Source organism: Kineococcus sp. R86509, from assembly GCF_042466365.1.
GTDB lineage: Bacteria > Actinomycetota > Actinomycetes > Actinomycetales > Kineococcaceae > Kineococcus.
On record NZ_JAXHCE010000001.1, the window covers coordinates 4,045,067 to 4,066,050 of the forward strand.

Sequence of the window (20,984 nt, forward strand, 5' to 3'; positions counted from 1 at the left end):
GCGGTTACGGTCCGCTCCTGTCGGCCGGATCGAGGTGGCCGGACCGAACGGTTCGACGTGGGGACGGGGGTCCCTCCGCGCGGGCCTGCGTCCGGGAACTCGTGCCCGGGCACATCGTCGAAGGATCCCTCGTGCCGTTCCCCCTCGCCTCCGCGGTCCGCCGCTCCTCCCGCACCGTGCGCATCGCCGCGGGAGGCACCTGCCTCGCCGCCGTGGTCGGTGGCACCGTGGCCTTCACGGCCTTCGACAAGGACGTCGTCATCGACGCCGACGGAGCGCGGACGCAGGCGAGCGCCTTCGGCGGCACCGTCGCCGACGTGCTCGAGAAGCAGGGCATCACCGTCGGGGAGCACGACCTCGTCGCCCCCGCCGCGACCACCGACGTCTCCGACGGCCAGACCATCGTGGTCCGCTACGGCCGTCAGCTGACCCTCACCGTCGACGGTCAGACCAAGACCTACTGGACCACCGCGCAGACCGTCGACGCGGCGCTGTCCGACCTCGACGTCCGCGCCGACGGGGCCAAGCTCTCCGCCTCCCGCTCCGAACCGCTGGGCCGTGCGGGCCTCGCCCTCGACGTCACCACCCCCAAGGCCGTGACCGTCCTCGCCGACGGTCAGACCAGGAACCTCACCAGCACCGCCGCCGACGTCAACGGCCTGCTCGCCGAGGCCGGCGTCACGATGCGCCCGGGCGACGAGATGTCCAACGCCGGCGCCGACGCGCTGAGCGCCGGCATGGTCGTCACCGTCGTCCGCGTCGACCGCTCCGCCAGCACCGAGACCGTGGCCATCGCCCACGGCAGCCGCACCGAGAACACCGACACCCTCTTCACAGGCGAGAAGAAGGTCGTCACGCCCGGCGTCGACGGGTCCAAGACCCTCAGCTACGCCGACGTCTTCCGCGACGGCGTCCGCAGCCAGCACGACGTGACCGGTGAGGTCGTCGACGACGCTCCCGTCGAGGAGGTCGTGCAGGTCGGGACGAAGGCCAAGCCCAAGCCCGTCCCGCTCGCCGCGCCGGCCGCGGCCCCCAGCTCCTCCGGCGCCTCCAGCTCCTCGGGCGGGGGCGGGTCCGTGGGCGGTAGCGCCGACGGCCTCAACTGGGGCGCGCTGGCCCGCTGCGAGTCGGGCGGGAACCCCTCGATCGTCTCCAGCAACGGCAAGTACCACGGCCTCTACCAGTTCAGCGTCTCCACCTGGAAGGCCGTCGGCGGCAGCGGGCTGCCGAGCCAGGCCTCCGCCGGCGAGCAGACCTACCGCGCCAAGCTGCTCTACCAGCGCGCCGGTGCCGGACAATGGCCCGTGTGCGGCAAGAACCTCTGAGTTCCCTCTTGTCGGCCAGGGACGTTCGCGACCTGGCCGACAAGCTCGACATCCGTCCGACGAAGACCCTCGGTCAGAACTTCGTCGTCGACGCCAACACCGTCCGCAAGATCGTGCGGGTCGCGGACCTGAGGTCTGAGGACGTCGTCGTGGAGGTCGGTCCGGGGCTCGGTTCCCTGACCCTCGCCCTGCTCGAGGCCGTCGACCGCGTCGTCGCCGTCGAGATCGACCCGGTGCTCGCCGCCGAACTCCCGGCCACCGTCGCGGCCCGCGGCCGCCCGGGCGCCGAGTTCGAGGTCGTCCTCGCCGACGCGCTCCAGGTCGAGGAACTGCCCGGCCCCGCGCCCACCGCGCTCGTCGCGAACCTGCCCTACAACGTCGCCGTCCCCGTCCTGCTGACGATGCTCGCGCGCTTCCCGAGCCTGCGCAGCGGCCTCGTCATGGTCCAGTCCGAGGTCGCCGACCGGCTCGTCGCCCCACCCGGCAGCCGCACCTACGGCGTGCCCAGCGTCAAGACGGCCTGGTACGCCGAGGCCCGGCGCGCCGGGTCCGTCCCCCCGCCGGTGTTCTGGCCCGTGCCCCGCGTCGACTCCGGCCTCGTCGCCTTCACCGGGCGCCCTGCCCCGGAGACCACCGCCACCCGCGAAGAGGTCTTCGCCGTCGTCGACGCCGCCTTCGCCCAGCGCCGCAAGACGTTGCGCGCGGCGCTCGCCGGCTGGGCCGGATCGCCCGCGCTGGCCGAGGAGGCGCTGCGGGCGGCGGGGATCGAGCCGTCCGTGCGGGGCGAGCAGCTCCGCGTGGAGGACTTCGCCCGGATCGCCGCGCACCGCGTGGGCTGAGGGCACCGTCGCGGCGGGGGAGCGGTCCCGGACACCGTAGGGTCGGACCTCGTGTCCGGCAGTCCCCGCAACGCACCCCCCGAGCTCCCCTCGGTCACCGTGCGTGCCCCCGCGAAGGTCAACCTGCTCCTGCAGGTCGGCCCCCGACGCGACGACGGCTTCCACGACCTCGTGACGGTCTTCCAGGCCGTCTCGCTGCACGAGGAGGTGACCGTCACCCCCGCCGAGGAGTTCACCGTCACCGTCGAGGGCGTGGGCGGCACCGACGTCCGCGGCGTGCCGCTGGACGACAGCAACCTCGCGGTGCGGGCCGCGCGACTGCTGGCCGAGCGGGCCGGTGTCACCGAGGCGGTCCACCTGCACGTGCGCAAGGAGGTCCCGGTCGCCGGCGGCATGGCCGGCGGCTCCGCCGACGCCGCCGCGGCCCTGGTGGCCTGCGACGCGCTGTGGCGCTTGCGTTCCGGCCTCGACGCGCTCGCCGAACTCGGCGCCGAGCTCGGGTCCGACGTCCCCTTCGGCCTGCACGGTCGCACCGCCGTCGGCACCGGCCGGGGCGAACACCTCGCGCCCGTCCTGACCAACGCCTCCTTCGCCTGGGTCTTCGTCCTCGGCGAGGAGGGGTTGTCCACCCCCACCGTCTTCGCCGAGTGCGACCGGCAGCGCGCGAGCGGGTACGAACCCCGCCCCGGCCGGCTCGAGGCCGTCGAGACGGCGCTGCGCAGCGGCGACGCCGACGCCCTCGGGGCGGCGCTGTCCAACGACCTGCAGGACGCCGCCTTCGCCCTGGCCCCCGGTCTCGCCGCGACGATCGCCGTCGGTCGTCGCGCCGGGGCGCTCGCCGGGATCGTCTCCGGCTCCGGACCCACCGTCGCCCTCCTCGCCCCCTCGGCCCCCGCCGCCCGCCGGCTCGCGCTCGACCTCGCCCCCGTCTTCGGGACCGAGCGTCTGCGCACCGCCACCGGACCGGTCCCCGGCGCCCGGGTCCTCGAAGCCGTCTCCACACCCACTCCCGGAGGGAGGTCCTGATGGCCAACCTCATCAGCGCCGAACAACTCACCGTCGTCCACGGCTCGCGCACCCTGCTGGACGGGGTGTCGCTGGGGGTCTCCGACGGGGACCGCATCGGCGTCGTCGGCCGCAACGGCGACGGCAAGTCGACCCTGCTGCGCCTGCTCGCGAAGTCCCAGGAGGCCGACGGCGGTCGCGTCACCCACACCGGGGGGCTGCGGATGGGGATGCTGTCCCAGACCGACACCCTGGCGCCGGGGGCCACCGTCCGCGAGGCCGTCCTGGGCGACCAGCCGGCCCACGCCTGGGCCTCGCAGTCGCGCATCCGCGACGTCGTGGCCGGGCTGCTGGGCGACCTCGAGGCCTCCGACGTCGGGGGCCTGGAGGCCGTCGTCTCCACGCTGTCCGGGGGGCAGCGCCGTCGCGTCGCGCTCGCCGCCCTGCTCGCGGACGACCACGACCTCGTCGTCCTCGACGAACCGACCAACCACCTCGACGTCGAGGGCGTGGCCTGGCTGGCCGAGCACCTGCGCACCCGCTGGCCGCTCGGGTCCGGCGCGCTGCTGGTCGTCACCCACGACCGGTGGTTCCTCGACGCCGTCTGCGAGCGCGTCTGGGAGGTCCACGACGGGGTCGTCGACCCCTACGAGGGCGGGTACGCCGCCTACGTCCTGACCCGGGCCGAACGCTCCCGCGTCGCCGCCGTGACGGAGGAACGCCGGCAGAACCTGCTGCGCAAGGAGCTCGCGTGGCTGCGCCGCGGGGCGCCGGCCCGCACGAGCAAACCGCGCTTCCGCATCGACGCCGCCAACGCCCTCATCGAGGACGTCCCGCCGCTGCGCGACACCGTCGAGCTCGCGAAGATGGCCACCACCCGCCTCGGCAAGGACGTCGTCGACCTCGAGGACGTCACGCTCGCCTTCCGCGGCAAGACGCTGCTCGACAAGGTGACCTGGCGGTTGGGGCCGGGGGACCGGATCGGGATCGTCGGCGTCAACGGCGCCGGGAAGTCCTCGCTGCTGCGCCTGGTCAACGACACGCTGGAACCGGACTCCGGGCGGGTGAAGCGCGGGTCGACCGTCGTCGTCGCCACGCTCACCCAGGAGGTGCTCGAGCTCGACGAGGTCGGCGAGCTGCGGGCCCTGGAGGCCGTGGACAAGGTCGCCAGCCACGTCCGGCTCGGGGACCGCGACGTGCCGGCGGGGCAGCTGCTGGAGCGGCTCGGGTTCACGGCCCAGCGGGCCTGGACCCGCGTCGACGACCTCTCCGGCGGTGAACGTCGTCGCCTGCAGCTGCTGCGGCTGCTGATGGCCGAGCCGAACGTGCTGCTGCTGGACGAGCCGACGAACGACCTCGACACCGACACCCTGGCCGCCGTCGAGGACCTCCTCGACGGGTGGCCGGGCACGCTCGTCGTCGTCAGCCACGACCGGTACCTGCTCGAGCGGATCACCGACCGCCAGGTGGCGCTGCTGGGCGACGGGGCCGTGCGCGACCTGCCGAACGGGGTGGAGGAGTACCTGCAGCGCCGTGCCGTGCTGAAGGCCGCGGGCCAGGCTCGACCTGCACCGCAGACCCAGGGTGCGGCGGTGACCGTCGTCGACGGGGCCGCCGTGCGGGCCGCGCGCAAGGAGATGGGCCGCATCGAACGGCAGCTGCAGAAGCTCGACCAGCGCGAGGTGGAGTTGCACGCGCAGATGGTCGAGAAGGCCACCGACGTGGCCGCGGTGACCACGCTGGACGCCGAGCTGCGCTCCCTGAGCGCGGAGCGGGAGCACCTCGAGGAGAGCTGGCTGGAGGCCTCCGAGCTGGTGGAGTGACGCGCTGCGGGGTCGGCGAGCGTTTCGATCACTGACAGTTGCGTCTGGTGACCATTGCGTCGAACGGGTGACGCCAACCGGACGATTCCTGCACCAGGACGGTGACGCGACCTGCCACGCCTTGCGTCGTTCGGGTGGCTCTCCCCTACTCTGAGCCACGCACCGGTAGTCCACACGTGGGGGCGTCGACCGCCGGTGACGCGCCTGGTGATCAGGTGCGACGTACCAGTCCAGGGGGGACTTTGAGCATCAGCGACGTACCCGGCACCAGAACGTCACCAGGGGAGTTGGACGACCAGCTCCTCGGGACCTCGCCGGCGGACGACCTGTCCGACCCCGTCCGGCGTGAACGTCTGCTCGTCCCTCGTCAGCGGAACACCTTCGGCTTCGCCGAACGCACGCCCGCCTGGCAGCGCACCTACGTCCAGAAGATCATCGCCGTCGACGCGCTGGCCGCCGCGTTCGCCGCCTTCGTCGGCTTCTTCGCCCGGTTCAACGACAGCCCCGCCAACCTCGCCACCACCTCCGGTCGCGCCGTCGTGGCCTGCGCGGTCCTGCTGCCCGTCCTCTGGGTCGTGGCCATGGGCGCCCTGCGCACCTACGAACCCCGCTTCCTGGGGGTCGGCTCCGAGGAGTTCCACCGCGTCCTGACGGCCGCGCTCGCCTTCGTCGCCCTCGTCGGGACGAGCTCGTGGGCCTTCGGCCTCGAGATCGCCCGCGGCTACGTCGTCGTCGCCTTCCCCATCGCGACGCTCCTCACGCTCATCGGCCGCTACGCGCTGCGCCAGCAGCTGCACGCCGCGCGCACCCGCGGTGAGGCCGGTCAGACCGTCGTCGCCGTCGGCCACCGCGCCGGTGTCGCGGCGATGGCCCGCCAGCTGCACCGCGCCAGCTACCACGGCATGCGGATCGTCGGGGCCTGCGTCCCCGGCGGCCAGGGCAGCGCCGCCGACGACGCCGAGCTCACCGAGCTGGGCATCCCGGTCATCGGCAGCCTCGACGACGTCCGCCACGCCGTCACCAGCGTGGACGCCGACGTCGTCCTCGTCACCGCCTCGCCCGAGCTCGACGGCCCGGGCCTGCGCCGCCTCGGCTGGGAGCTGGAGGCCACCCGCGCCGACCTCGTCGTGGCTCCCGCCCTGACCGAGGTCATCGGCCCGCGCGTCGCTATCCGGCCCGTCTGCGGCCTGCCGTTGCTGCACGTGGAGCGCCCCGAGCTCGAGGGTGTGCGCCGACTGGCGAAGACCACCGTGGACCGCGTCTCGGCCGCCACCGCGCTCGTCGTGCTCAGCCCGCTGATCCTGGTCCTCGCCCTGGCCATCAAGCTCGACAGCCGTGGCCCGGTGTTCTTCAAGCAGCAGCGCGTCGGCAAGGACGGCAAGACCTTCCCGATGATGAAGTTCCGCTCGATGGTCACCGACGCGGAGAAGCTGCTCATCGACCTGCGGGAGTCCACCGACGGCAACGGCGTGCTCTTCAAGATGAAGGTCGACCCGCGGATCACCCGCATCGGCCGCGTCCTGCGCCGCTACTCCATCGACGAGCTCCCGCAGCTCATCAACGTCGTCCGCGGCGAGATGTCCCTGGTGGGCCCGCGCCCGCCGCTGCAGAAGGAGGTCGACGAGTACGGCTACGACATGCGTCGCCGCCTGCTCGTCAAGCCCGGTCTGACCGGCCTGTGGCAGATCAACGGCCGCTCCGACCTGGACTGGGACGAGTCGGTGCGCCTCGACGTCCGCTACGTCGAGAACTGGTCCTTCACGTTCGACTTCATGATCCTGTGGAAGACCGCCGGGGCCGTGCTTCGGGGACGCGGAGCGTACTGATGTCGCGCCGCGGGGCCTACTGAGCGCTCCGCTCCACGCTCACCGGAAGCTCACTCGAAGGGCGCCGACACCCGCCGCAGCAACGTGGCGAGTGCCCGGCGCTCTTCGCGTGGCAGCACGTCCAGCATGTGGTGCTCGGCGTCGACGAGGTCGGCCAGCGCGGCGTCGACGACGGCCGAACCGGCCGGGGTGAGCCGGACCCGGACGCTGCGCCGGTCGTCGGGGTCCGGTCGGCGCTCGACGAGGCCGCGTGAGGTCAGCCGGTCGACGCGGTTGGTCATCGTGCCGCTCGTCACCAGGGTCTCCACCAGCAGCTGACCCGGGGACAGCTCGTGCGGGTGGCCGGCCCGGCGCAGGGCCGCGAGGACGTCGAACTCCCACGTTTCGAGCTCGTGGGCGCTGAAGGCGTTGCGACGCAACCTGTCCAGGTGGCGGGCCAGGCGCGCGACCCGGGAGAGGACCTCCAGGGGCTCGACGTCCAGCTGCGGTGCCTCACGCCGCCAGGCGGCGACGATCAGGTCGACCTCGTCCGAGCTCCGCGTCAGGTCCTGCGTCGCGTCCGCACCCCGGTCAGGCGAGGTCACGGGGCGCCTCCTCCGGCTCGGCCGGTCGCGAGCGGGACGCGAGCCGCGGTTCGGCCTCCAGGCCGGTCAGCCCGTTCCAGGCGAGGTTCACCAGGTGCGCGGCGACCTCCTCCTTGTCCGGCTCCCGGGTGTCCAGCCACCACTGGCCGGTCATCGCGACCATCCCCACCAGCATCTGGGCGTACATCCCGGAACGCTCCGGGGAGTACCCCCGCGCCGCGAACGCGTCGACCAGCAGGTGCTCGACCTGACGGGCGATGTCGGAGATGAGACTGGCGAAGCTCCCCGTCGCCTGGGTGACGGGGGAGTCGCGGACCAGGATGCGGAAGCCGTCCGTGGAGCCCTCGATGTAGTCCAGTAGCGCGATCGTCGCCCGTTCCAGCAACGTGCGCGGACTCCCGCGACCGGACAGGGACCGGGTGATCGCACCGAGCAGCGCGGCGATCTCACGGTCCACGACGACCGCGTACAGGCCTTCCTTGCCGCCGAAGTGCTCGTAGACCACCGGTTTCGACACGCCCGCCGCGGCGGCGATCTCCTCGACCGAGGTCCCCTCGACGCCCTTGGCGGCGAAGAGCGCCCGACCGACCCCGATGAGCTGCTCGCGACGCTCGCCACCGGTCATGCGGGACCGGGATCGTCCGCTGGGGGCTGGCGTCACGGGCCCATCCTGCCCTGCTGGGCCGAAGGGGTGGTCGCACGGGTGCGGACCGCGAGCCCGTGGGGGACTGGCATCATGGTTCGCGACAGCTGTCCCGGGTGGTGTAACGGCAGCACGGCGGGTTTTGGTCTCGTCCAGTAGGGGTTCGAATCCTCTCCCGGGAGCTCGTGCGGGTGTCCGTCGCAACCTGCAGGGGCCGATACCCTCGGCACCGTCCGCCGACGTCACCCCAGCCGCGAGGAGCGCGCCCCGCGTGACCACCCAGCCCGCCGCCGTCATCGTCCTCGCCGCGGGTGAGGGCACCCGGATGAAGTCGGCCACCCCGAAGGTCCTGCACCCCCTCGGTGGACGTCCCCTCGTCGGGCACGCCCTGCGCGCCGCGCAGTCCACCGGCCCCGGGCACCTCGTGCTCGTGCTGCGCCACCAGGCCGAGCGGGTCCGTGCGGCGCTCACCACCGACTTCCCCGAGGCGCGGGTCGCGCTGCAGGACGAGGTCCCCGGCACCGGCCGCGCCGTCCAGTGCGGGCTCGACGCCCTCCCCGACGACCTCACCGGCACCGTCCTGGTCACCTACGGCGACGTGCCGCTGCTGTCGGGGGAGACCCTGGAGCGGCTCACCCGGGTCCACACCGAGGGCGCCAACGCCATGACCGTCCTCACCGCCCTGTTGGACGACCCCACCGGCTACGGCCGGGTGCTGCGCGACGAGAACGGCGTCAGCGCCATCGTCGAGCAGAAGGACGCCACCGAGGACCAGCGGGCTGTGCGCGAGGTGAACTCCGGCGTCTACGCCTTCGAGGTCACCGCGCTGCGGACCGCGCTCGCCGGGGTCGGTCGCGACAACGCCGCCGGCGAGGTCTACCTGACCGACGTCCTCGCGCTCATCCGCTCCGCCGGCGGCCGCGTCGAGGCCCTCGCCCTCGAGGACGAGTGGGAGATCCGCGGGGTCAACGACCGCGTCCAGCTCGCCGACCTCGCCGCCGAGGCCAACCGCCGGACGCTGCGGCACTGGATGCTCGCCGGCGTCACGATCGTGGACCCGTCGACCACCTGGATCGACGCCGACGTCACCCTCGAACCCGACGTGACGATCCGCCCCGGCGTGCAGCTGCACGGGAGCACCCGCGTCGCCACGGGCGCCGTCGTCGGCCCCGACTGCACCCTCACCGACGTCGAGGTCGGCGCCGACGCGGTGCTCGAACGCACCCACGGCTCCTCGGCCGTCATCGGCGCGGGCGCCCAGGTCGGTCCCTTCGCCTACCTCCGCCCGGGCACGCGCCTGGGCGCGGACGGCAAGATCGGCACCTTCGTCGAGACGAAGAACGCCACCATCGGCCGGGGCTCGAAGGTGCCGCACCTGTCCTACGTCGGCGACGCGACGATCGGCGAGCACTCCAACATCGGTGCCGCGTCCGTCTTCGTGAACTACGACGGCGTCCGCAAGGCCCACACCACCATCGGCGACCACGTGCGGATGGGCTCGGACAACATGTACGTCGCTCCCGTCACCGTCGGCGACGGCGCCTACTCCGGGGCCGGCACCGTGATCCGCAAGGACGTCCCCGCCGGGGCGCTCGCGATCAACGTGGCTCCCCAGCGCAACATGGAGGGTTGGACCCTCTCCAGGCGCCCAGGAACTCCCGCGGCCGAAGCGGCGCAGCGGGCGAACGAGCAGAGCAGCACGGACAGGGAGAGCCAGTCATGACCGGTATCACCACCACGGGCGAGAAGCGGATGGTGCTCATCTCCGGGCGAGCGCACCCGGAACTCGCGGAGGAGGTGTCGGCCGCACTCGGTGCCGAACTCGTCCCGACCAGCGCCTACGACTTCGCCAACTCCGAGATCTACGTCCGCTTCGAGGAGAGCGTCCGCGGCTCCGACGCGTTCGTCATCCAGAGCCACACCTCGAACGTCAACCAGTGGATCATGGAACACCTGATCATGGTCGACGCGCTGAAGCGGGCCTCCGCCAAGCGGATCACCGTCGTCGCGCCGTTCTACGGCTACGCCCGCCAGGACAAGAAGGGCCGTGGCCGCGAGCCGATCTCGGCCCGTCTCATCGCCGACATGTTCAAGACCGCCGGGGCGGACCGCCTCATGTCCGTCGACCTGCACACCGCGCAGATCCAGGGCTTCTTCGACGGTCCCGTCGACCACCTGTGGGCGCTGCCGCTGCTCGCCGACCACGTCGGCAAGCGCGTCGACCGCTCCAACATCACCATCGTGTCCCCGGACGCGGGCCGGGTGCGCGTCGCCGACCTGTGGTCGGACCGCCTGGGCGCCCCGCTGGCGATCATCCACAAGCGTCGCGACCCGAACGTCCCGAACCAGGTGAAGGTGCACGAGGTGGTCGGTGACGTCGAGGGCCGCACCTGCGTGCTCGTCGACGACCTCATCGACACCGCCGGCACCATCGTCCAGGCCGCCGAGGCGCTCATGGCCAACGGCGCCGCCGACGTCATCGCGACCGCGACGCACGCCGTGCTCTCCGGTCCGGCGATCGACCGGCTGAAGAACTCGCCGATCTCCGAGCTGGTCGTGACCAACACGCTGCCGATCTCGGAGTCCCAGCAGTTCCCGCAGCTGACCGTGCTGAGCATCGCCCCGCTGCTGGCCCGCGCGATCCGCGAGGTCTTCGACGACGGGTCGGTCACGTCGCTCTTCGACGGCCACAGCTGACGTCGGCGGGGTGGGATCGTTGCCTCCACGGTGTCATCTAGTGGCACCGCGGAGGCAACGATCCCACTGCCGCGCGCCGAGGCCGCCGTCGACCGGTTAGACTGGTCGGCGGTTGCCTCGGCGAGGGTGACGCGTGAGCGTCACCGTGATCGACGCGGTGGATGAGTCGCTGTTCTCTCCCGGGGCCTGTGCACGCACCAGACCCTGAGATCGAGGAGCCCCACCATGGCCGAGACCAAGCTCACCGCCGAGACCCGCACCAGCTTCGGCAAGGGTGCCGCCCGCACCATCCGCCGCGCCAACCGCATCCCCGCGGTCGTCTACGGCCACGGCGAAGCGCCGATCCACGTGTCCCTGCCGGGCCACGACACCATGATCGCGCTGCGCAGCGCCAACGTGCTGCTCGACATCGACCTCGACGGCACCTCGCACCTGACTCTGCCCAAGGACGTCCAGCGCGACCCGATCAAGGGCTTCATCGAGCACGTCGACCTCCTCGTCGTGCGTCGTGGCGAGAAGGTCACCGTCGACGTCCCCCTGCACGTCGAGGGCGAAGCCGCGCCGGAGACCGTCGTTCAGCAGGAGCTCACGACCCTCTCCGTCGAGGCGGACGCCGCGAACATCCCGACCTCCGTGGTCGCCAACGTCGAGGGCCTCACCGCCGGCTCGCACGTCGCCGCCTCCCAGGTCACGCTGCCCGAGGGCACGACCCTCGCCGGTGACCCCGAGCAGCTCGTGGTGGTCATCACCGCCGTCGCGACCGCCGCGCAGGCCGAGGCCGAGCTGGAGGCCCTCGAGGCCGAGGCCGGCATCGTCAAGGAGGAGCACACCCCGGTCGAGGGCGAAGAGGCCTGAGACCCGACTGCTGAAGGATCGCTCCCGTGAGTGACGTCTGGCTCGTCGTCGGCCTGGGCAACCCCGGAGCCGAGTACGAGCGCACCCGGCACAACGTCGGCCAGATGGTGCTCGACGAGCTGGCGTCACGCACGCGGGTGTCCTTCAAGAAGCACCGTTCCGGAGCCAGGGTCGCCGAGGCCCGCCTCGGCGTCCTGCCCGGCGGTGCGCCGGGACCGCGGGTCGTCCTCGCGGCCCCGACCTCCTACATGAACGTCTCCGGCGGCCCGGTCGCCGGACTGGCGAAGTACTTCGACGTCGACGTCGAGCACCTCGTCGTCGTGCACGACGAGCTGGACGTCCCCTTCGGCTCCGTCCGCCTCAAACGCGGCGGGGGAGAGGGTGGCCACAACGGGCTGCGCTCGATCTCGAAGTCGTTGGCGGACAAGGACTACGCCCGGGTGCGCGTCGGCATCGGCCGCCCGCCCGGTCGCCAGGACCCGGCCGACTTCGTGCTGAAGGAGTTCGCCACCACGGAGAAGAAGGACCTGCCGTTCCTGGTGATGGACGCTGCCGACGCGGTCGAGAAGCTCGTCGCCGAAGGACTCGAGGCGGCGCAGCAGAAGTTCCACGCCCCCGCTTGAGCGGGCGGGGTCAGCTGCGGCTCGGCCGTGGTCGATCGAAACGGTCCCTGACCATCCGGTAGTGGTCGTGCAGGCGTACCTTCAGACCCTCCGGCGGTTCGGGGTTCTCGTAGACCTCGGTCCGCCAGTTCGCCCCGTACTTGCGGCGCAGTCCGGTGCGCATCTCGGAAGCGGCGTACCACCGGTAGTTCGACATCGTCGCCTTGGCCGTCGTGCCCCGCGCGTGGGTGAGGTACGCCCGCCGGGTGACGACGTTCTTGCCCCCCGCACGGGTGTTCCGGATGACGTAGTCGGTCATCCCGCCCCAGCCGCGACGGGCGAAGTTGCGCTCGTCCAGCGGGCCGAGCTGACGCCACCGGGACGCCGTCACCGCGAAGCAGGTGCCGTCGATGATGCTGGCCTCCACCTCTTCGGACGCAGGCGTGAAGTCCTGCGGGGCGCCCTTGAAGTAGCTGTTCTGCGGGCTGTAGACGTCGTCGTACGAGGGAGCGACCAAGTCGCCGGGACGGGCTTCCAGGGCGGTGAGGAGCCCGGAGAAGAAATTTTCGCTCAGTCGGATGTCGTTGTTGAGCGCGACCAGGCTCGTGCTCCCCCGCTCGAGGGCGTGCTCCATGCCGAGGTTCGTCCCGCGCAACCAGCCGAGGTTCTCGCCCGGCGTCAGCACGACGCAGTCGGGGAACTCCGCGGGATCCAGGTCACCTCCGTTGTCGACGATCACCACCTCGACGAGTTCGGATTCACGGCGGCAATCAGCGACAGCTTGTCTGGTGACGTCCTGCTTGTGGAAGACGGGCATGACAACTGCGGCTCGCTGCATGTTCGAGTCCTTCAAGTCACTTGAGGCAAGATCTGATGACCCAACGTGGTCATGCTAGGTGGCGGTCCTCAAGATCAGCAAGAATCCTCCCGCAGCGGGGTGGCGGCCCAGGAGAACGTGCGGGCCGGCAGGGAACCGCGCTGCTGGCAGAGTCGCAGAGCGCCGGCGACGTCGGTGACGTCGGTGGTGTTCCCCTCGCCGGCGGCCACCCCGGAGGTGGTGGTGAGCTGGGCGAGGGGAACCGGGTCCCGTCGGCGGTGCTGAGCTCCGTGCCGTCCAGCCCCGTCGAGTACGCGACGGTCCCCGCGCGGCAGGTCACGCGGCAGGTCACGAGGCATTGGAAGTCCAGACTCTTCTCTGGCTAGAGGGAGCGGGTTGAGTGGCAGGACAGCGCCGCGCCCGCGGCGCCCGCCGGTCAGCGGTCCGGACCCTGTTGGGTGGATCCTCGTCGTCGTCGTCGCCTGCCTGGGAGGCATCGCCCGCGACCGCAACCAGGTCGACTCGCTGTTCCCGCAGGGTGTGGCCGCCCTGCCGGTCGGTTGAGCGCCCGAGAACGCCGAAGGGGCCGCCAGGATCTCCTGGCGGCCCATTCGGCGTTGCTGCGGGTCAGCTCAGTGCGAGCGACCCGGCTTGCGGCGGCTCGCGACGACCATCGCGGCGCCCCCCAGCACCAGGACGGTGCCGGCGGCGGCCCAGGGCAGGACGTCGGCGCCGGTGTAGGCCAGCTCGTCGTTGGAGTTGCCCACGGCGGCCGGGGTGGTGGAACGCGACGGGGTGGTGGAGCGCGACGGGGTCGTGGAACCCCCGGTGGTCGGGCTCGCCGAAGGCGTCACGACGTCCGACACGGTCGGCGTCGGGGTCGCCGGGGCGTAGTTGTCGGCGAAGGCCGCCCCGGAGGTGGCGCCGAGAGCGGCGACGGTCAGAACGCCGGCAGCAGCCAGCCGGGCGGTGGTCTTGCGCACGTGGTCCCCCCACTTTCGAATGCCCCGCAGAACCCAGTGATCGCGGAGCAGACCCCAGGATGACGGAACGTCACCCCTGTAGTCCAGTCAATCGGTCCATTCTCGGTCCGTGTTGCGACGAGAGTGACCACTTCTACACGTTCGGGTGAACCCTCACGGAGTACAGCTACCGGTAGTGAGGGTCGGCGCGGTTGCGGTGCTGGGTCCCGTGACCGTCCGCGGGAGGGCGTCGGCCGCACCGCTCAGCTCCCACCTCACGACCACCGGCGCACCCGGGGGGACGTCGACGGTCAGGCGCACCAGCCGCCAGCCCTCCTCGCCGTCCACCGCGGTCCCGACCACCTGGCCGTCCACCGTCACCCGGTCCAGACCGACCCACGGCGCGACCCAGAACGACACCGTGTCCTGCGCGGTGCGCTTGCCGATCGCCGAGCGGGCCGTCGCATTGGCGACGTAGGCCGGGATCGTCTCGGGCACCGTGTTCGTCAGGGTCAGCTGCACCGAGGAGGTCGCCGAGCCGACCTTCGCGCACGGCGCGGAGACCTCGACCGCCGGCTGCAACCAGAAGTCCAGCTTGGACGGTTCGGTGTTCGTCAGCCCGATCCGGGCCACCGGTCCGGCGCTCGCCGGGTCGCCCAGCACCCCGGCGACCCCCGCCGCGACGAGCGCGTCCTGCTCCTGCGCCCGGGAGGACCACACCGCGAGGTGTCCGGAGTCGATCGCGGTGCGGGCCCCGTCCAGCGCCGTCGTCGACAGTCCGTCGGAGAGCACGGCCTCGAACGCGGCGGCCGAGGTCGCCGCCAGGAACGCCTTGCGCGCGTCGTTGTCGGCGCCGTACGTGACGTAGGCGTCGTACATCAGGGTCTTGGCGATGTCCGCGGTGGCGACGTCCCCGAACGGGCCGAGACCCAGCGCGGCGTGGTCGGGGCCCAGCAGCTGGCCGAGCCCGACCGGGTCCACGAAGACGACGACGTCGGGGGTGGGGAGCCCCCCGTCGGTGAACAGCGACGAGGTGAGGACACCCGCCTCGTCGGCGCTGCCCCCCGCGGTGACGTTCTGGATGATCGCCGCGTCCTGCCCGTAGAGGGCCGCGAACTCCGTACCGACCGCGGAGACGTCCGCGCGGGCGTCATAGAGCTCGGCGTCGGTACCGGTCCGGGTGAGCGAGATCTTGCCGTGGTCCACGGTGAGGTAGGCGTAGGCGCCCACGATGCCCTGCACCGGCCGGATCTCCGCGGGGTTGGTGAAGGCCACGAGGAAGGTCCGCGCGCCGTCCGCCCCCAGCAGGGAGGGCAGCTGCGGCAGCACCTCCGCCGCGGTGTCCAAGGGGCCGGCGACGTCGTCGAGCTGCCGGGAGACCGGTTCGAGGCGGTCCGCGATGACGCCCAGCACCGCGGCGCTGTCGCCTTCGGCCAGCGCCGTCCGCGCGGCGGCGACCCGAGCCTGGTAGTCGGTGACGATCGGCGTCAGCTCCGCGATCGCGGCGACGTTCACCGTCTGGTCCGCCGAGACGAGACCGTCGCCCACGACGGCCTCGGCGCTCCCGAGAGCGTCCGGCAGCGGCTCGGTGAGCAGGGCCGCGGCGTGCGCGCCGCCGCGGACGGCCGCCAGCTGGGCACCGAGCCAGGGGAGGTGCTCGGCGAGGCGGTAGGGAAGCTGTCCGGTGGCCCGGTCCGCGGCGGCCGCGTCGTCCTTGACCCCCTCCGCGCGCTCCTGCGCGCCGGCGAAGTCCTTGTCGCGCACCTGTCGCTCCAGGACGGGGGCGGCGTCGGCGACCTTCTGCAGCGACCGGCCGGCCTGCACACCGGCGACGGCGACCGCGACGGCCCAGGCCAGGAGGAGCAGGACCAGGACGCCGAGCACGATCCGCAGCGGGCGCCGCCGCCGGCCGCGGCCCTCCCGGGGCAGTACGCGGCGGGTCGGCGACGGCTCGTCGGGGGACTGCTCGGAGTAGCCGGACACGCCGCGACAGTAGCGAGTGCGGCTGCGCGGCCGGTCCGGCGACGCTCACGGAGGGCTCGTGTCGGGGGGCGGACGTAGGCTGGCCGCACCCCTCCCACCCCGATCTCCCCCCTCTGTACAACCCCCGCACCTGAAGACACGGAGTGTTCGTGAGCCTCAACGGCCTGCTCGACGTCCTGCGCACCGAATCCGCTGTCCGCGCCGCCGTCGAGACCGCGCACGAGGGCGGGAGTTCCGCGCTCGACGTCGTCGCCCCCCTCGGGGTCCGCCCCGCGCTGATCGCGGCCTTCGCCGCCGAACGCCCGCTCCTCGTCGTCACCGCGACGGGCCGCGAGTGCGAGGACATGGTCACCTGGCTGCGGTGCTACCTGCCGGCCGACCAGGTCGCGGAGTTCCCGGCCTGGGAGACGCTGCCGCACGAACGGCTCTCCCCGCGCAGCGACACGGTCGCCCAGCGCCTCGCCGTGCTCCGCCGCCTCGCCCACCCCTCTCCGGACGACCCGACGACGGGGGAGGTCCGTGTCGTCGTCGCCCCCGTGCGCGCCGTGCTGCAGCCGCTGGTCAAGGGCCTCGCCGACCTCGAACCCGTCCGGCTGCGGGCCGGTGACGACGCCGGGCTGGACGCCTCCGTCGCGGCGCTCGCGGCCGCCGCCTACGCGCGCGTGGACATGGTGGAGCGGCGCGGCGAGTTCGCCGTGCGCGGTGGCATCCTCGACGTCTTTCCCCCGACGCGGCCGCACCCGCTGCGCGTGGAGTTCTTCGGCGACGAGGTCGAGGAGGTCCGGTCCTTCTCCGTGGCCGACCAGCGCACCCTCGAGGTCGAACCCGACGGGGTGTGGGCCCCACCGTGCCGGGAGCTCCTCTTGACGCCCCTGGTCCGCGAACGCGCCCGGGCCCTGATGGAGACCCTGCCCGGCGCGGCCGACGTCCTCGCCAAGATCGCCGAGGGGATCGCGGTCGAGGGCATGGAGTCGCTGGCCCCGGCCCTGGTCGACGGGATGGAACCGCTGCTCGACGTGCTGCCCGCGGGTACCCACGTCGTGCTGGCCGACCCCGAGAAGGTCCGCTCCCGCGCCCACGACCTGGTGGCGACCGGGGCGGAGTTCCTCGACGCCGCCTGGATGAACGCCGCCGCCGGTGGGGCGACCCCGGTCGACCTGGGCTCCTCGTCCTTCGCGACGCTGGCCGAGGTCCGCGGCCACGCCGAGCTCACCGGCCGTCCCTGGTGGTCGATCACCTCGCTGGACTCCGACGGGGACCTGCGCGACCTCGAGGACGTCCGGATCCTGCGCGTCGCCGCCCGCGACGTCACCGGCTACCGCGGCGAGACGGAGAAGGCGCTCGGGGAACTGCGTGACCTCGCCTCCGCGGGCTGGCGCATCGTCGTGACGACGGAGGGACACGGCCCCGCGAAGCGTCTCGTCGAGATGCTCTCCGGCGAGGACGTCCCGGCCCGCCTCGTCGACGACCTCCTCGAGGAACCCGCGCCGTCGATCGTGACGGTCACGACCGCCACCGTCGAGCACGGGTTCGTCGCGGAAACGTTGAAGACCGCACTGGTCACCGAAGCCGACATCACCGGCGTGGGCGGGCAGTCCACCAAGGACATGCGGCGGATGGCCCCGCGTCGTCGCCGCAACGCCGTCGACCCGCTCGCCCTGCGTCCCGGCGACTTCGTCGTGCACGAACAGCACGGCGTCGGCCGGTTCATCGAGATGGTGCAGCGGACGATCCAGGGCGCGACGCGGGAGTACCTCGTCCTCGAGTACGCGCCGAGCAAGCGCGGCCAGCCCGGGGACCGCCTGTTCGTCCCCTCCGACACCCTCGACCAGGTCACCAAGTACACCGGTGGTGAGGCGCCGACGCTGTCCAAGATGGGCGGTTCGGACTGGTCGAAGACGAAGAACAACGCACGCCGGGCGGTCAAGCAGATCGCCGGCGACCTCATCAAGCTGTACTCGGCCCGGATGGCGACCAAGGGCTACCAGTTCGGCCCCGACACCCCGTGGCAGCGCGAGCTCGAGGACGCCTTCCCCTACGTCGAGACGCCGGACCAGCTGGCCAGCATCGACGAGGTCAAGGCCGACATGATGAAACCGGTGCCGATGGACCGCCTCATCTGCGGTGACGTCGGGTACGGCAAGACGGAGATCGCGCTGCGCGCCGCGTTCAAGGCCGTGCAGGACGGCAAGCAGGTCGCCGTCCTGGTGCCGACGACGCTGCTGGTGCAGCAGCACTTCAAGACCTTCGCCGAGCGCTTCGCCCAGTTCCCCGTCGTCGCGAAGCCGTTGTCGCGCTTCACCCCGGGCAAGGAGGCGAAGGAGACGATCGCCGGCCTGGCCGACGGTTCCGTCGACATCGTCATCGGTACCCACCGCCTGCTCAGCGGCGAGATCCAGTTCAAGGACCTCGGCCTCGTGGTGGTCGACGAGGAACAGCGCTTCGGCGTCGAGCACAAGGAGGCGCTGAAGACGTTGCGCACCAACGTCGACGTGCTGGCGATGAGCGCGACGCCGATCCCGCGCACGCTCGAGATGGCCGTGACGGGCATCCGCGAGATGTCGACGCTGGCGACCCCGCCGGAGGAACGCCACCCGGTCCTGACCTACGTCGGGGGCCAGGAGGAGAAGCAGATCACCGCGGCCATCAAGCGGGAACTCCTGCGCGAGGGCCAGGTGTTCTACGTCCACAACCGGGTGCAGTCCATCGAGCGCACCGCGGCCCGGCTGAAGGAACTCGTCCCCGAGGCGCGGATCGCGACCGCGCACGGGCAGATGGGCGAGCACCGCCTCGAACAGGTCGTCGTCGACTTCTGGGAGAAGCGCTTCGACGTCCTGGTCTGCACGACGATCGTCGAGACCGGTCTCGACATCTCCAACGCGAACACGCTCATCGTGGAACGCGCGGACGCCATGGGTCTCTCGCAGCTGCACCAGCTGCGCGGCCGGGTCGGGCGCGGCCGGGAACGGGCCTACGCCTACTTCCTGTTCCCGCCGGAGAAGCCCCTCACCGAGACCGCGCACGACCGGCTCGCGACGATCGCCCAGCACACCGACCTCGGGTCGGGGATGGCGGTGGCGATGAAGGACCTCGAGATCCGCGGGGCCGGGAACATGCTCGGCGGTGAGCAGTCCGGGCACATCGCGGGGGTCGGTTTCGACCTCTACATGCGGATGGTGGCCGACGCCGTCGCCGACGCGCGGAACCAGGTGTCCGGGGCCGGGAGCGACGAGGAGCCGGAACCCACCGAGGTCAAGATCGAGCTGCCCGTGGACGCGCACGTGCCGCACGACTACGTGCCCTCCGAGCGGTTGCGCCTCGACGCCTACCGGCGGATGGCCGCGGCGAACTCCGACACCGACCTCGTCGAACTGCACGCGGAACTCGTCGACCGCTACGGCAACCCGCCGCAGCCGGTGCTCAACCTGTTCGAGGTGGCGAAGTTCCGCATCGCCGCCCGCAAGGCCGGGCTGCGCGAGGTGTCCCTGCAGGGCAAGCAGGTCCGGTTCGCGCCGATCGACCTGCCGGAGTCGCGCGAACTGCGCCTGAAGCGGCTCTACCCGGGGACGCTGCTCAAGCCCGCGTTGTCGGTGGCGCTGGTGCCGGCCCCGATGACCGCCCGGATCGGGGGCAAGCCGCTGCGCGACGCGGAGATGCTGACCTGGGCGACGGAGTTCGTGAACTCCGTGCTGCTGGACCAGTCGGCGGCGGTGGCGGCGGCCAACGCACGCTGACCGGCCTAGGGCAGGAGGGCGGTCACGTCGATCGTCAGCGAGGCGGGTCCGAAGGACAGCGGGACGGCGGCATCGCCGTCCCGCAGGACGCGATCGGCCCGGAAGACCCCGCTGTCGTCGAGGACGTGGACGCTGAGCGTGCGCTCCCGGGGGTCGACGATCCAGTAGTTCGGCAGCCCGGCCGCGGCGTACTTGGCCATCTTCAGCAGCAGGTCGTCGCTGCGGTTGGTCGAGAGCACCTCGACGACGAGTGCCGGAATATTGGTGAAGCGCTTCGTGCCCGTCTCGTCCTCACGAGCCCAGACCATGACGTCGGGGATGAATTCATCCCTCGCCGGCTTCCATGCCCAGGCGAAGATGGCGCGGTGGGTTGGCGGCAGCACCGCTCGCAGCATCACCACCAAGGCGAGGGAGATGTCCTGGTGGTCCAGGTCAGGGCTGGGCGTCACGATGGCGACTCCGTCGATGTACTCACGGCAGGGATCCTCCGGCAGGGCGTCGAACTGCTCCCACGACATGGGCTCGCCAGCAGGGAGTGGTGTGGCCACGGTCATCACGCTCGCCTCCTCAGGCCGTCGACGCGAGTGTAGGTCGGCCACCTACCTCGGTGCACTCGTATCGTGCAGCCCATGAGCGAGACCCCGGCCGGATCCCGACTCCTCGACCTCGTCGCCGTCATGGACCGCCTCCGCTCGCCCGGCGGCTGCCCGTGGGACGCGCAGCAGACCCACGTCAGCCTGCTGAAGTACCTGGTGGAGGAGAGCTACGAGGTCGTCGACGCCGTCGAGAACGGGACGCGGGAGGAACTGCGCGACGAACTGGGGGACCTGCTGCTGCAGGTCGTCTTCCACGCCCGCGTCGCGCAGGAGTCCACCGATGAGCCGTTCGACATCGACGACGTCGCGGCGGCCATCGTCAGCAAGCTCGAACGCCGCCACCCGCACGTCTTCGCCGGCGAGGCCGTCGCCGAGGACCTGCAGGCGGGGTGGGACGCGATCAAGGCGACCGAGAAGGCCCGCGAGAGCGTCCTGGACGGCATCCCGTCGTCGCTGCCGGCGCTGGCCCGCGCCGACAAGGTCCTGGGGCGGCTCCAGCGCAACGGGCTGGACGACGCGGTCCCCGACGAGGGTGGGGACGAGGAGTCCTTCGGCCGGGAACTGCTGGACCTGGTCCGCCGCGCCCACGCGTCCGGGGTGGACCCGGAGGCGGCGCTGCGCACGACCACCCGGCGACTGGAGACGGCCGCACGGGCGGCCGAGCGCGCGGCGACCTCTCGGTAGGGTCCCCGA

Annotated in this window: 19 protein-coding genes and 1 tRNA gene; 13 read left to right on the forward strand and 7 right to left on the reverse strand. The window is 72.1% G+C overall.

Features of this window, described 5'->3' with window-relative positions; all coding sequences use genetic code 11:
• Positions 1 to 131 precede the first annotated feature (131 nt).
• The 5 genes from SJY07_RS19765 to SJY07_RS19785 all read left to right on the forward strand — a co-directional run bounded on the left by SJY07_RS19765 (position 132) and on the right by SJY07_RS19785 (position 6,818).
• Complete coding sequence (locus tag SJY07_RS19765; RefSeq protein WP_328292508.1) at positions 132 to 1,325, forward strand: ubiquitin-like domain-containing protein; 1,194 nt, start codon at positions 132 to 134, stop codon at positions 1,323 to 1,325.
• Positions 1,298 to 2,164: a 16S rRNA (adenine(1518)-N(6)/adenine(1519)-N(6))-dimethyltransferase RsmA gene (gene rsmA, locus SJY07_RS19770; protein WP_380161297.1), complete on the forward strand. Its 867-nt coding sequence runs from the start codon at positions 1,298 to 1,300 to the stop codon at positions 2,162 to 2,164. The genes SJY07_RS19765 and rsmA overlap by 28 nt, the downstream gene beginning before the upstream one ends.
• 51 nt (positions 2,165 to 2,215) lie before the next feature.
• Positions 2,216 to 3,190: a 4-(cytidine 5'-diphospho)-2-C-methyl-D-erythritol kinase gene (locus tag SJY07_RS19775; protein ID WP_380161298.1), complete on the forward strand. Its 975-nt coding sequence runs from the start codon at positions 2,216 to 2,218 to the stop codon at positions 3,188 to 3,190.
• Entirely contained in the window at positions 3,190 to 4,992 is a 1,803-nt protein-coding gene (locus tag SJY07_RS19780) for an ABC-F family ATP-binding cassette domain-containing protein (RefSeq protein WP_380161299.1), read from the forward strand. The genes SJY07_RS19775 and SJY07_RS19780 overlap by 1 nt, the downstream gene beginning before the upstream one ends.
• A 287-nt stretch (positions 4,993 to 5,279) precedes the next feature.
• Entirely contained in the window at positions 5,280 to 6,818 is a 1,539-nt protein-coding gene (locus SJY07_RS19785) for a sugar transferase (protein ID WP_328292504.1), read from the forward strand.
• 50 nt (positions 6,819 to 6,868) lie between these two features.
• Here the strand turns inward: SJY07_RS19785 and SJY07_RS19790 are convergent, their stop codons facing one another.
• Together SJY07_RS19790 and SJY07_RS19795 are read right to left on the reverse strand one after the other, a co-directional pair.
• Positions 6,869 to 7,363 carry a MarR family winged helix-turn-helix transcriptional regulator gene (locus SJY07_RS19790; RefSeq protein WP_380162419.1) on the reverse strand — a complete coding sequence of 165 codons (495 nt, stop codon included), beginning with the start codon at positions 7,361 to 7,363 and terminating at the stop codon, positions 6,869 to 6,871.
• Positions 7,364 to 7,388: 25 nt separating this feature from the next.
• A complete protein-coding gene (locus tag SJY07_RS19795) occupies positions 7,389 to 8,027 on the reverse strand; it encodes a TetR family transcriptional regulator (protein ID WP_380162421.1) in 639 nt (212 codons plus the stop codon).
• 128 nt (positions 8,028 to 8,155) lie between these two features.
• On the opposite strand from SJY07_RS19795, the gene SJY07_RS19800 reads away from it, so the two are divergent.
• From SJY07_RS19800 to pth, 5 genes are all read left to right on the forward strand, one after another.
• A tRNA-Gln gene (locus SJY07_RS19800) sits at positions 8,156 to 8,227 on the forward strand.
• 89 nt (positions 8,228 to 8,316) lie between these two features.
• On the forward strand, positions 8,317 to 9,768 hold the full coding sequence (gene glmU, locus SJY07_RS19805) for a bifunctional UDP-N-acetylglucosamine diphosphorylase/glucosamine-1-phosphate N-acetyltransferase GlmU (protein ID WP_380161300.1): 1,452 nt from the start codon (positions 8,317 to 8,319) through the stop codon (positions 9,766 to 9,768).
• A complete protein-coding gene (locus SJY07_RS19810; protein ID WP_328292500.1) occupies positions 9,765 to 10,742 on the forward strand; it encodes a ribose-phosphate diphosphokinase in 978 nt (325 codons plus the stop codon). The genes glmU and SJY07_RS19810 overlap by 4 nt, the downstream gene beginning before the upstream one ends.
• 225 nt (positions 10,743 to 10,967) lie before the next feature.
• Positions 10,968 to 11,597 carry a 50S ribosomal protein L25/general stress protein Ctc gene (locus tag SJY07_RS19815; RefSeq protein ID WP_380161301.1) on the forward strand — a complete coding sequence of 210 codons (630 nt, stop codon included), beginning with the start codon at positions 10,968 to 10,970 and terminating at the stop codon, positions 11,595 to 11,597.
• 26 nt (positions 11,598 to 11,623) lie between these two features.
• Complete coding sequence (gene pth, locus SJY07_RS19820; protein WP_380161302.1) at positions 11,624 to 12,220, forward strand: aminoacyl-tRNA hydrolase; 597 nt, start codon at positions 11,624 to 11,626, stop codon at positions 12,218 to 12,220.
• A 10-nt stretch (positions 12,221 to 12,230) separates the two neighbouring features.
• On the opposite strand, the gene SJY07_RS19825 is transcribed toward pth, so the two are convergent.
• The gene (locus SJY07_RS19825) at positions 12,231 to 13,037 is read right to left on the reverse strand and encodes a glycosyltransferase (RefSeq protein ID WP_380161303.1); all 807 of its coding nucleotides are present in this window, start codon (positions 13,035 to 13,037) and stop codon (positions 12,231 to 12,233) included.
• A 74-nt stretch (positions 13,038 to 13,111) separates the two neighbouring features.
• The gene (locus SJY07_RS19830) at positions 13,112 to 13,375 is read right to left on the reverse strand and encodes a hypothetical protein (protein WP_380161304.1); all 264 of its coding nucleotides are present in this window, start codon (positions 13,373 to 13,375) and stop codon (positions 13,112 to 13,114) included.
• A gap of 37 nt (positions 13,376 to 13,412) precedes the next feature.
• Here SJY07_RS19830 and SJY07_RS19835 point away from each other — a divergent pair, with 37 nt between their 5' ends.
• Positions 13,413 to 13,580 (forward strand): hypothetical protein, encoded by a 168-nt coding sequence (locus tag SJY07_RS19835; protein WP_380161305.1) that lies wholly within the window; start codon positions 13,413 to 13,415, stop codon positions 13,578 to 13,580.
• Positions 13,581 to 13,648: 68 nt separating this feature from the next.
• Here the strand turns inward: SJY07_RS19835 and SJY07_RS19840 are convergent, their stop codons facing one another.
• Both SJY07_RS19840 and SJY07_RS19845 read right to left on the reverse strand, forming a co-directional pair.
• Entirely contained in the window at positions 13,649 to 13,999 is a 351-nt protein-coding gene (locus tag SJY07_RS19840) for a hypothetical protein (protein WP_328292494.1), read from the reverse strand.
• 153 nt (positions 14,000 to 14,152) lie between these two features.
• On the reverse strand, positions 14,153 to 15,961 hold the full coding sequence (locus SJY07_RS19845) for a DUF4012 domain-containing protein (RefSeq protein ID WP_380161306.1): 1,809 nt from the start codon (positions 15,959 to 15,961) through the stop codon (positions 14,153 to 14,155).
• Positions 15,962 to 16,110: 149 nt separating this feature from the next.
• Between SJY07_RS19845 and mfd the strand changes: the two genes are divergently transcribed.
• Positions 16,111 to 19,695, forward strand: coding sequence for a transcription-repair coupling factor (mfd, locus tag SJY07_RS19850; protein ID WP_380161307.1), 3,585 nt, complete (start codon positions 16,111 to 16,113; stop codon positions 19,693 to 19,695).
• Between the two features lie 5 nt (positions 19,696 to 19,700).
• Here mfd and SJY07_RS19855 read toward each other — a convergent pair whose 3' ends face one another.
• Positions 19,701 to 20,243 carry a Uma2 family endonuclease gene (locus tag SJY07_RS19855; protein WP_328292491.1) on the reverse strand — a complete coding sequence of 181 codons (543 nt, stop codon included), beginning with the start codon at positions 20,241 to 20,243 and terminating at the stop codon, positions 19,701 to 19,703.
• An 81-nt stretch (positions 20,244 to 20,324) separates the two neighbouring features.
• On the opposite strand from SJY07_RS19855, the gene SJY07_RS19860 reads away from it, so the two are divergent.
• Positions 20,325 to 20,975, forward strand: coding sequence for a MazG family protein (locus SJY07_RS19860; RefSeq protein ID WP_380161308.1), 651 nt, complete (start codon positions 20,325 to 20,327; stop codon positions 20,973 to 20,975).
• Positions 20,976 to 20,984: the final 9 nt, after the last annotated feature.

What these genes read in the sequence shown, in the direction of transcription:
- SJY07_RS19830 (WP_380161304.1), bottom strand. Translation starts at nt 13,375, where the DNA reads ATGCCTCGTGACCTGCCGCGTGACCTGCCGCGCGGGGACCGTCGCGTA.
- SJY07_RS19780 (WP_380161299.1), top strand. Translation starts at nt 3,190, where the DNA reads ATGGCCAACCTCATCAGCGCCGAACAACTCACCGTCGTCCACGGCTCG.
- rsmA (WP_380161297.1), top strand. Translation starts at nt 1,298, where the DNA reads ATGGCCCGTGTGCGGCAAGAACCTCTGAGTTCCCTCTTGTCGGCCAGG.
- SJY07_RS19825 (WP_380161303.1), bottom strand. Translation starts at nt 13,037, where the DNA reads ATGCAGCGAGCCGCAGTTGTCATGCCCGTCTTCCACAAGCAGGACGTC.
- SJY07_RS19795 (WP_380162421.1), bottom strand. Translation starts at nt 8,027, where the DNA reads ATGACCGGTGGCGAGCGTCGCGAGCAGCTCATCGGGGTCGGTCGGGCG.
- SJY07_RS19810 (WP_328292500.1), top strand. Translation starts at nt 9,765, where the DNA reads ATGACCGGTATCACCACCACGGGCGAGAAGCGGATGGTGCTCATCTCC.
- SJY07_RS19860 (WP_380161308.1), top strand. Translation starts at nt 20,325, where the DNA reads ATGAGCGAGACCCCGGCCGGATCCCGACTCCTCGACCTCGTCGCCGTC.
- SJY07_RS19815 (WP_380161301.1), top strand. Translation starts at nt 10,968, where the DNA reads ATGGCCGAGACCAAGCTCACCGCCGAGACCCGCACCAGCTTCGGCAAG.